The sequence below is a fragment of the Sphingobium chlorophenolicum genome, from assembly GCF_000722875.1.
In the GTDB taxonomy this organism is placed as follows: Bacteria; Pseudomonadota; Alphaproteobacteria; order Sphingomonadales; family Sphingomonadaceae; genus Sphingobium; species Sphingobium chlorophenolicum.
This window is the reverse complement of sequence record NZ_JFHR01000093.1, coordinates 1-10,430: the sequence shown is the minus strand read 5'-3', so window position 1 is coordinate 10,430 and position 10,430 is coordinate 1. Positions and strand designations below refer to the sequence as shown.

General features: G+C 62.7%; 8 protein-coding genes. 5 read left to right on the top strand and 3 right to left on the bottom strand.

Annotated elements, in window-relative coordinates:
* Positions 1-145: 145 nt before the first annotated feature.
* From BV95_RS21720 to BV95_RS21705, 4 genes are all read left to right on the top strand, one after another.
* Positions 146-892, top strand: coding sequence for a glutathione S-transferase family protein (locus tag BV95_RS21720; protein ID WP_013849830.1), 747 nt, complete (start codon positions 146-148; stop codon positions 890-892).
* A 313-nt stretch (positions 893-1,205) separates the two neighbouring features.
* A complete protein-coding gene (locus BV95_RS21715) occupies positions 1,206-3,503 on the top strand; it encodes a TonB-dependent receptor (protein ID WP_169804678.1) in 2,298 nt (765 codons plus the stop codon).
* 15 nt (positions 3,504-3,518) lie between these two features.
* Positions 3,519-4,496 (top strand): MBL fold metallo-hydrolase, encoded by a 978-nt coding sequence (locus BV95_RS21710; RefSeq protein WP_037457242.1) that lies wholly within the window; start codon positions 3,519-3,521, stop codon positions 4,494-4,496.
* A 123-nt stretch (positions 4,497-4,619) separates the two neighbouring features.
* Positions 4,620-5,957 carry a cation:proton antiporter gene (locus tag BV95_RS21705; protein WP_234703275.1) on the top strand — a complete coding sequence of 446 codons (1,338 nt, stop codon included), beginning with the start codon at positions 4,620-4,622 and terminating at the stop codon, positions 5,955-5,957.
* 194 nt (positions 5,958-6,151) lie between these two features.
* Here the strand turns inward: BV95_RS21705 and BV95_RS21700 are convergent, their stop codons facing one another.
* A complete protein-coding gene (locus BV95_RS21700) occupies positions 6,152-7,114 on the bottom strand; it encodes a ring-cleaving dioxygenase (RefSeq protein WP_037457240.1) in 963 nt (320 codons plus the stop codon).
* 216 nt (positions 7,115-7,330) lie between these two features.
* On the opposite strand from BV95_RS21700, the gene BV95_RS21695 reads away from it, so the two are divergent.
* Entirely contained in the window at positions 7,331-8,254 is a 924-nt protein-coding gene (locus tag BV95_RS21695; protein WP_037457237.1) for a LysR family transcriptional regulator, read from the top strand.
* A gap of 227 nt (positions 8,255-8,481) precedes the next feature.
* Here the strand turns inward: BV95_RS21695 and BV95_RS21690 are convergent, their stop codons facing one another.
* Both BV95_RS21690 and purU read right to left on the bottom strand, forming a co-directional pair.
* Positions 8,482-9,351, bottom strand: a complete 870-nt coding sequence (locus BV95_RS21690; protein WP_037457235.1) for a bifunctional 5,10-methylenetetrahydrofolate dehydrogenase/5,10-methenyltetrahydrofolate cyclohydrolase — start codon at positions 9,349-9,351, stop codon at positions 8,482-8,484.
* 3 nt (positions 9,352-9,354) lie between these two features.
* A complete protein-coding gene (gene purU / locus BV95_RS21685; protein WP_037457233.1) occupies positions 9,355-10,212 on the bottom strand; it encodes a formyltetrahydrofolate deformylase in 858 nt (285 codons plus the stop codon).
* Positions 10,213-10,430 lie beyond the last annotated feature (218 nt).

Here is a 10,430-nt window from a genome sequence, read left to right as displayed (position 1 = left end):
ATCTCAACATGAACGACCTTAAGGAGATGAAGAAAGCCGATCTACGTCAAGCCGCCTAGCCAGCATGCCCGCCGCTATTTGCAGAACTTGACGCACACAACCCGGAACGATATGCTGCCTCGGCAAAATCGCTGAGGATATGAAGATGCCTGAAGTCAGTCTCTACAATTACACCATGTCGATCTGTTCGATGAAGACCCGTCTGGCGATGGAGGAATTCGGCGTCGACTATGACGACAAGCAGGTGGACATCGGCTTCGCCCTCGAAAACTTCGAACCCGACTATGTCCGGCTGAACGAAAAGGCGGTCGTGCCCACGCTGGTCGTCGGCGACCGCGTCGTCACCAACAGCTACAATATCGTGCTGGAGGCCGCGAAGCTGGGCAAGGTCGGCATTCCCGCCGACCCGGTCGAGAACAAGGCCGCGCTCGACTGGTTCCAGAAGGGCGACCAGGTCAATTTCCAGGTCATCACCTATGGGCACAAGGGCGTGCCGCGCGGCGACGAACTGCTGATCGCGCGCCGCGAACGCGCAAAGGAATATGCCGAAAAATATCCCGAACTGCGCTCCATCTACCAGGCCGCGCACGACCGCATCGTGGAACATGGCAATTGCGCCTATGACGCGGACACGGTGGCCCAGGCGGAAGTCGACCTGCAAAAGCGCCTCGACGAACTGGACGCGCATCTGGCGGACAAGCCGTTCATCGCGGGCAGCAACTACAGCATCGCCGACATCATGTGGACCGTCCTGCTGGCGCGGATCGAGATGCTCAACATGACGGCCTGGATCAGCGAGCGCCCGAACCTGCTCGCTTATTATCAGCGGATGAAGGCGCGCCGCAGCTTCGAAACGGCGCGGGTGATGCCCAATTGGAAGGGCGGCATCTGACCGTCGCCGGATCGGACCATTGCCAGGAAAAAAGGGAAAGGGCGCGGGAAACCGCGCCCTTTCCCTTTTTGATGTTGCGGCCGACCGCAATGTGGCGATTAATAGATATCCGGAAGATGGATAAGCCAATGAAAACACGGGTCGCGATGTAAAAGAAAATCCGCAATGAAGATATTCGGCAATATTAGACACCTGTCCGATTTGCAGTCCAGCAACTGGATGTTGCCTATCCAATATGCGATTTGAAAAAAAACAATGCAGCGCTATTCTTCTTTCACTGCTATTAAGAATTCAAAATATAGAAGGAGGGGAGATGGCTCGCATGAGACATTATTTTGCAAGCATTATCGCCATGTCCGTTGCGCTGCACATGAATGCAGGCGCCGCGCATGCGCAGGATCAGGTTTCGCCGCAGCCGGATGAAGCGGCCGCCAGGCCGGCGTCGGCGGACGACATCGTCGTCACCGCGCGCAGAAGGGCGGAACGCCTTCAGGACGTGCCCGTCGCCGTGACCGCCCTGTCCGCCGCCAATCTGGAGGCGAAGGGCGCATCGGACATCGCGGCCATCGCGCCGTCCACGCCGGGCCTCAGCTTCAACGGCGGCGCGGTCGGCGGATCGGGCACCAGCTCGTCGGCGCAGATCTTCATTCGCGGCATCGGCCAGGATGACTATCTGCCGACGACCGATCCGGGCGTGGGCATCTATATCGATGAAATCTATCTGGGTCGCACCACCGGTTCCATCCTGTCGCTTACGGATATCGAGCGCGTCGAGGTGCTTCGCGGTCCTCAGGGCACGTTGTTCGGCCGCAACACCATCGGCGGCGCCATCCTCGTGACGACGCGCAAGCCGGATCTTTCCGACGCCTATGTCAATCTTTCGGGCAATTTCGGCGAAAGGTCGCTGGTCGAGCTGAAAGGATCGGCCAACGCGCCGGTCACCGACACGCTGGCCGTCAAGGTTTCCGCGGGCATGAGGAAGCAGGACGGCTATGGCCGCTCGACCGTCACGCCGGGCCGTTTCGGCGACACCGACCGTTGGGGCGTGACCGGGCAGGTCCTGTTCCAGCCCACGCCGGAGCTGAAATTCCTGCTTTCCGGCGACTATTCGAAGATCGATCAGCCCAGCCCGACGCAGGTCGTGACCAATATCGGACCGGCAGTCGGCCTGATCGCCGCCTATAACGGCACGGCGGCGGCGCGCGGCCTGCCGCTCTTCAACCAGGCGTTGGTGGCCACCGACCGCTTCACCAGCGGCAGCCAGCGGCGCGGTTATGACAAGGCCACGGTGAAGGGCATTTCGCTTTCCGGCGAATATGAATTCGCGAAGGACTGGGCGATCAAGTCGATCACCGCCTATCGCAAGAGCGACGTCGCCTTCTCCGCCGATGCGGACACGACCGCGGCGCCGATCTTCGACGTGACGACGACCGTCAACCAGGAACAGTTCAGCCAGGAATTCCAGGTGAGCGGAACGGTAGGGCCGCTTTCGCTGACGGCGGGCACCTATTATTATGACGAGGATATCGACTATTCGTTGACGGCCGACATTCTGCCGGGCCTGTACGGGTTCCTCGTCGGCAATGGCGTCTGCCCCAGCGCGGCCGCGCCCTGTTTCGCGGCGACCCGCGGCTTCAGGCAGCCGTCCACCCTGTCGATCAAGGCCTATGCGGGCTTCGGTCAGGGCACGTTGAAGTTCACCGATTGGCTGAGCGCGACCGGCGGCATCCGCTATTCGGTGGAAAAGCGCCAGTTCGAAACGCAATCCTTCGGCACGGCCACGGGCGCGCTGCAATTTGCGGGCAACCAGCATCGCCGTTATTCGCAATGGACGCCGAAGATCGGCCTGGAAGTCAAGCCGACCCGCGACGTCCTGCTCTACGCCTCCTATTCGAAGGGCTACAAGTCGGGCACCTTCAATGGCCGCGCCACGTCCGGTCCCGCGCTGAACGAGGTGTTGCCGGAGAATTCCGACAGCTATGAAGCCGGCATCAAGTCGCAATTCTGGGATCGCCGGATCACGCTGAACCTTTCGGTCTATGACGTGACCTACAAGAATCTGCAGACGACGGTCACGGTTCGCGACAGCAACGGCGCCCCCGCCACGGCGCTGATCAACGCGGCGAAAGCCAAGGCGAAGGGCTTCGAAGCCGAACTGACGGTTCGTCCGATGGATGGCCTGATGCTGAACGCGACCTGGGGCTATATCGACGGCAAGATCACCGAGACCACGCCCATCGCGGCGGCACAGGGTCTGTTGATCGGCAATCGCCTGACCAAGACGCCGAAGAACAAGATCTCGCTGGCTGCCCAATATGACTGGGAGCTTTTCGGGTCCGACGCTTTTGCCCGCGTCGATTATTCCTGGCAGTCGTCGATGTTCCACACGCCGCTCAACCAGGTGAACACGTTCGAGGACTCTTACGCCTTGACGAACGCGCGGATCGGCTACACGTTGCCCAATACCCAGGTACGGACCTCGGTATTCGTCAACAATGTCTTCAACAAGAGATATGCCCTGAACCGCAGCTATGTGGCGTTCGCGGACTATAACACCGCCAACTTCGCCCGGCCGCGTGAATGGGGGGTCTCTCTCGCCGTCGACTTCTGACAAGGTAACGTTCGAATGAAGCCTCTCCTCCCGATACTCGCCCTGGCATTGGCCCCGGCATTGGGAGGGGCGGCATCACCCCCGCCGGAGCCGCCGCGCCTTGTCCTGCTGGGCACGGCGGGCGGCCCGATACCGCGCCTGGAACGGTCCCAGCCCGCCAGCGCCATCGTCGTCGGCGGCCGCATCTATCTGATCGACGCGGGCGACGGCCTGCTGCGCCAGATGGCGGGCGGGAAGCTGGGCCTTCCCTCCGTCAAGGCGCTGTTCCTCACCCACCATCATATCGACCATATCGCCGACGTCCCGGCGCTGATGATCGACCGCTGGCTCCTCGCCAACGCGCCCCCGCTGGAGATTTACGGCCCGCCCGGCTCAGCCGGCCTCGTGTCGGGCACGCTCTCCGCCTTCCGCCCTGTGGAGCTGGCCCCCGTCACCATCGGCGGCCCGCCCAAGCCGCCTCTAGCCAAGGCCGCCATCGGCCACGACCTCCCCGCCGACCTCAACGAACCCCGGCTGGTCTACGCCGACGACCTCGTCCGCGTCCTCGCCATCGGCGTCGACCATTATCACTACGCGCCCGGATCGCCCGAAGCCCGCGCCTCGCGCTCCTACGCCTATCGCGTGGAGGCAGGCGGCAAGGTCTATGTCTTCAGCGGCGACACCGGCCCGTCCGAACGCCTGAAGATATTGGCGAAGGACGCCGACTATCTGGTCTGCGAAGTGATCGACATCGCCCGCATGGAGAAGCTGCTCCGCGCCTTCCCCGGCTTCTCCGCCGACCAGATTCCCTCCCTGATGGAGCATATGCAGGCCGATCACCTGACCGGCGAGCAGATCGGAGAGATCGCCGCCGCCGCCCATGTGAAGAAGCTGGTCCTCACCCATTTCGCGCCCGGAGCTGATGGGGAAACAGGTCTCCAATCCTATTCCGAAGGCATATCGAAGCATTTCCATGGCGAAGTCGCCTACGGTCGCGATCTCGACCAATATTGATCCGCCCGCCGCGACATTGGCGCCGCAATGCGAATAATGATTATTCATCCTGAGAGATACACGACAAGGCCGCCGGCCGATATGCATTCGCCCCACCATTAAACCAGAAAAGCAGGCGGGCGAGTGATCATTTCCGTAATAGCGCTGGCATGCGCGGGCAGCGCCATCGCCGCGATAGCCGCCCGGTGGGTGCCCAGGGCCCTGGTGCCCGCGCTGGTGCTGGAAATCGCCTTCGGGATCGCCATCGGCCCCAACGGCCTGGACATGATGGAGCCGGGCCCGACCATGGAGCTTCTCGCCCGGATCGGCTTCGGCATGCTGATGCTGATCGCGGGGCTGGAGATCGACCTCGACATGCTGCTCGCGCGCGGCCGGAAGGCGGAACGGACCAGCCCCCTGACGCTGGCCCTCGCCATGTCGCTGCTGACCGTCGCCATGGCCGGGGCAGGGGCCTGGCTGCTGCTGGACCCCGCGACGCCGCCCCTGCACCTCGCCATCTACGCCGTCATCCTGTCGACGACATCGGTCGGCATCGTCGTGCCGACCATCCAGGAACGCCGCCTCGCCGACGGCCCCTATGGCCAGACGGTCCTTTCCACCGCGCTGCTGGCGGACTTCTTCACGATGATCGCCATTTCCGTCCTGGCGGGCATCGTCGTCAGCGGCCGGGCGGAGGGCGCGCTGGGCAGCCTCGCGCTCGTCGCCGTCGGCGGCGTTGCGATCTGGCTGCTGCCGAAACTGCTGGCGCGGATACCCGTCACCCGGCTGGACAGCCGCACCAGCCTGCCGCTGATCCGCCTCAGCCTCGCGGTCCTGTTCCTGGTCGCCTGGCTGGCGGAGACATTGGGGTCGGAACTGGTGCTGGCGGCCTTCCTCGCCGGATTGCTGCTGGGACGCATCATCCCGCGGGGCAGCCACAGGCGCGAAACGCTGGAGGCCATCGGCTACGGCTTCATCGTGCCCTTCTTCTTCATCAATGTCGGCCTGAAATTCGACATTCCCGCCCTTTTCGCATCCCCGACGGCCTTGCTGCTGGTGCCCGGCTTCGTGGCGGTCGCCTTCGCCAACAAGATCATCCCCTCCCTGCTGCTGGCTCCAGCCCATGGCCGAAGGATGGCCGTGGCGGCAGGCTGCCTGCTGAGCGCCCGCCTGAGCCTGATCGTCGCGGCGTCCGACATCGCCACGCGGATCGGCGTGCTGGACACGGCCACCAACGCGGCCATGGTGCTGGTCGCGATCATCAGCGCGGCGCTGGCCCCGCTGCTGTTCAACCTGCTGGCCGAACCAAGCCCCCCCCACATTGGCAAAAGCCGAAGCCTAAAAATTCCTCCCTACGCGAAGCGTGGGGAGGGGGACCGTCGGCGTAGCCGATGGTGGAGGGGAAATTTCGGAGGTCGTGCCTTTTCCCCTCCACCAGCCTTCGGCCGGTCCCCCTCCCCATCTCCCGATGGGGAGGAGTAGGATGGGTCCGCTCCTCGGTAAATCGCACCCCGTCATGCTGAACTCGTTTCAGCATCCATTTCTCCCCCCGCGACCAAGCCGCATGAAGGCACGACGGATGCCAAAAACACAAAAGGGGAGGGGCATCACACGCCTCTCCCCCACACCAAAACCCCAAAAAAAGGCCCGGCAACAGCCGGGCCTTTCCCAAATCATCAAACCACGATGGGATCGTCTTCCATCGCCTGTTCGATCAGATGCTTCTTGTCGTCGAACTGCGGTGAGACCTTCAGGTCCATGCCCAGCGTGCGTTCATCCTCGTCATGGGTGAAGCCCAGGCTGTGGGTGGCTTCGAACATCACGCCGCCCGGCGTCCGCACATAGGTGGATTCGAAATAGCCGCGATTCTTGCGGTCCGAAAAGTCGGTGAAGCCGACGCCTTCGGTTTCGAACTTGATGCGCGCCTGGATGTCCATGTCCGGCACCGCGAAGGCGCCATGGTGGATGATGCCTTCCGCGATGGTCCAGCTACCCTGACGACGGTCCGGTTCATGCAGCAGGTCGATGATCGTGCCCGATTCCGTCGTGCCCTTCACGCGATAGCGGTGACGGTTGCCTTCCTCGCCGATCTTCTCGAAATTCCAGCAATTCTCCATGAAGAAGTCCATGTCCTCCAGCTCGCGGACCGACGCCGTCCAGCTATGGAAGCCGCGCTGCGCATGCTCGATGGGGACATAGGGCGAATCGAAGGGCTGACGCGCGTCATTCTCGTCTTCCAGCACTTCGAAATCGATGCCGCAGTCAGGATGCTGGAAACCCACATAGCGCTGGCCGAAACGGGTGCCCGGCTCGCTGGTCGCGATGCCGTGCGCGTTCAGATGGCCGATCCACCATTCCAGCGACCCCTTGGGGATGGCATAGGTGCAGACGGTGAACTGGTTGGACCCCTTGCGCCCCTTCTGGCCGGTGCGGCGGGTGGGGAAGGTCGTCATGACGGTGCCGGGCGTGCCCAGTTCGTCGGCGAAGTACAGGTGATAGATGGGAATGCTGCCGTCATAGAACAGCGTGCGCTTCACGAAGCGCTGGCCCATGACCTTCACGAAGAAGTCGATGTCCCCCTGCGCCGTGCCGGTGCAGATGGTGATATGATGCAGACTGGTGATATGGTTCGTTTCCACGATCGCTCTCCAAGATATAGTCCGAAGAATCGCGCCCTTCTTCCACCTTGCGGCAATGGGGCGGGACCATTGTTGAAATAGCATCGGACGGGGGCTTGCTCCACGCAGGTTCGCGAATATCCCGCATTCGAATAATGAATAGCCTTGGCGCTGGAAGGCGTTGCGCTATACTGGGCTTTTCCGGCGCTTCTTCGCCCGGCAACAGGAAATGGCGCGATGATATCCTTCACGCATCTAACCGTGTTTCAGGCGCTGATGCGGACGAAGAGCGTCAGCCTGGCGGCGGAGATGTTGGACATGCCCCAGCCAACGCTCAGCCGCCACCTGAAGCAGCTTCGGGAGCATTTCGGCAACCAGCTCTTCGTGCGGACCAGCCGGGGCCTGGAACCCACCTCCATGGCCATCAGCGCCGCCCCGGCCGTGTACCAGACGCTGGAACTCTATCACAGCCGGCTGAGCGGCGCGCCGACCTTCGATCCGGCGACCTCGGACCGCGAATTCCATATCGCCGCTTCGGACGTGGGCCATCTGCTGGTGCTGCCGCGCATGCTGCAATGGGTGCGAGGCCTGGCGCCGGACGTGCGCTTCAAGGCGATCCCGCTGGGCGGGGAAAAGCTGATCGCGCGGCTGGAAACGGGGGAGGTGGACATAGCGATCGGCAGCTTCCCGGCCCTCTACGCCGGGGTGGTCGAACAGACCCTTTTCCCGGAGGAATATGTCTGCGTCGTGCCGCGCAGCTATCTGCCCGCCGGTCGCCTGACCATGAACCGGTTCAAGGCCGCCCGGCACATATTGGTCGACGGCCGCCATCTGGGCCATATCCATGAGGATGTGGAAAAGCTGCTGCGCAAGATCGTCGGCCCGTCCAACATCACCGTCATGGCCGACAGCTTCCTGCTCAGCGCCCATATCGCCGAACAGTCGGAACTCATCCTGACCACGCCGTCACGCCTCACCGGCCTGCTGAACACGGAAAGGGTGCGCATCGTCAAGCCGCCGGTCGTCCTGCCGGGCTTCACGGTAAAGCAATATTGGCATGAACGGTTCCACGACGATCCGGGCAACCGCTGGCTGCGCGGCATCCTGTCCCGCATGCGCGGCTTGTCGGAGGAGGAAGGGGAAACGGCCGCGCCAGACTGAGCGATTTGGACGGAAAGCCATCATTCTATTTATCCCTCTCCCTTGAGGGAGAGGGCTGCGCAGACTTGGCAGCTTGCTGCCTAGTCGTAGCTGGGTGAGGGGGTTGCGGTCCAAGGGACCGCGCGGGCCGCAGGCCCGCACCCCCTCATCCAACTGCGCCTAGCTTCGCTCCGCTCAGCAAGGCTCCGTATCCTTCTCCCTCAAGGGAGAAGGAATGTCGATTGATCCTAGACTCCAACCAGACTCTGCGCCTCCGCCGCCCTGAACGTATTCAGCAACAGACACGCGATCGTCATCGGCCCAACTCCCCCCGGCACCGGTGTGAAGGCGGCGGCATGGCCTATCTCATCGCTGGCGACGTCACCGACGATCCTGCTGCGGCCATCATCCAGCGCGATCCGGTTGATCCCGACGTCGATCACCACCGCGCCCGCCTTGACCCAATATCCCTTGACCAGATGCGGGGTTCCCGCCGCCGCCACGATGATGTCCGCATCCCGGCAGACTTCCGCCAGGTTCCGCGTATGACGGCCGCAGACGGTTACAGTGCATCCCTGCTCCAGCAGCAGCATGGCGACCGGCTTGCCCACGATGTTGGACTTGCCGATGACCACCGCCTGCTTGCCCTTCAGGTCCGGCAGCACGCTGCGCAGCAGGATCATGCACCCCATGGGCGTGCACGGCACCAGACCGCCCGTGCCGGTGGACAGGCGGCCGACATTCACCGGATGGAATCCGTCGACATCCTTGCGCGGGTCGATCGTGTCCAGCACCTTGCCGCTGTCGATCTGCGCGGGCAGGGGAAGCTGCACCAATATGCCGTGCACCCGCTCATCCGCGTTCAACGCCGCGATCAGGGCCAGCAGATCCTCCTCCGAACAGTCGGCAGGCAGCCGATGCTCGACCGATTCCATGCCGACCTTGCGGCATTGCTCGATCTTCTTGCGGACATAGATATGGCTCGCCGGATCGTCGCCCACCAGCACCGCGACCAGCGTCGGCGCATAGCCGTGGACTTGCGAAAATCGCGCGACGTCGCGGGTCAGGTCGGCCAGCAGGCCCTCCGCCGCGGCGGTTCCGGAAATGATGCTCGCCATGGATCAGTCCCGGAAGACGACGGTCTTGTTCGCGTTGATGAAGACGCGATCCTGGATATGGTGCAGCACCGCCTGCGACAGCACCCGCTGTTCGATGCTGCGTCCCTTGCGGACCAGATCCTCCGGCGTGTCGGCGTGGGAAACCGGCTCGACATCCTGGTGGATGATCGGCCCTTCGTCCAGATCGGCGGTGACGTAATGCGCCGTCGCGCCGATCATCTTGACCCCGCGCGAATGGGCCTGGTGATAGGGTTTCGCGCCCTTGAATCCGGGCAGGAAGCTGTGATGGATGTTGATGCAGCGGCCCGACAGATAAGATGCCAGATCATCCGACAATATCTGCATGTAACGCGCCAATATCACGAGTTCCGCGCCGGTCGCCGAAATGGTTTCCTTGATGCGCGCTTCCTGTTCCGCCTTGGTGTCGGCCGTGACCGGGAAATAGTGATAGGGAATATCCTCCAGCCACGACTTGATCGTCAGCTTTTCCTTCGGATGGTTGGAAATGATCGCGACCACGTCCATGTCGATTTCGCCGATGCGGCTGGCATAGAGCAGGTGCCCCAGGCAATGGTCGAATTTGGAAACCAGCGCCACGACCTTGCGCCGCTGCGACGCCGCGCGCAGCGACCAGTCCATTTCGAACCGCCCGGCGGTCGCCTCGAATGCGGATCGGAAGCTTTCGGCGTCCCCCTCGACGAAGCGCGCCACGACGCGCATGAAGAATTTGCCCGTCTCCGGATCGTCGAACTGCTGGGCTTCCGAAATATTGGCGCCCGCCGAGAAAAGAGCCGTGCTGACCGCGGAAACAATTCCGGGACGGTCGGGGCAGGACAGTTTGAGATAATATTCTTCAGACACGCCGACATCCTATCGCTGATTTTGTTTTGGCCGCCATGACCGGCGGCTCACCCTGATCTAAGGCGTGTGGACATTTAAGGGATTCCTTTTTCCGCGCGGATCGGATTCAAGACTGGCGAAGGGAGCGCCATCTTGGATCGACACGGATTAAGCGACGAGCAGTGGGAGCGGGTTCGCCCCGTGCTTCCCGGTAAAGTTGGGGACCGAGGCCGTTCGGC

Coding starts and splice junctions, on each gene's coding strand:
- BV95_RS21695 (WP_037457237.1), top strand. CDS start 7,331: ATGATATCCTTCACGCATCTAACCGTGTTTCAGGCGCTGATGCGGACG.
- BV95_RS21710 (WP_037457242.1), top strand. CDS start 3,519: ATGAAGCCTCTCCTCCCGATACTCGCCCTGGCATTGGCCCCGGCATTG.
- BV95_RS21715 (WP_169804678.1), top strand. CDS start 1,206: ATGGCTCGCATGAGACATTATTTTGCAAGCATTATCGCCATGTCCGTT.
- BV95_RS21690 (WP_037457235.1), bottom strand. CDS start 9,351: ATGGCGAGCATCATTTCCGGAACCGCCGCGGCGGAGGGCCTGCTGGCC.
- BV95_RS21720 (WP_013849830.1), top strand. CDS start 146: ATGCCTGAAGTCAGTCTCTACAATTACACCATGTCGATCTGTTCGATG.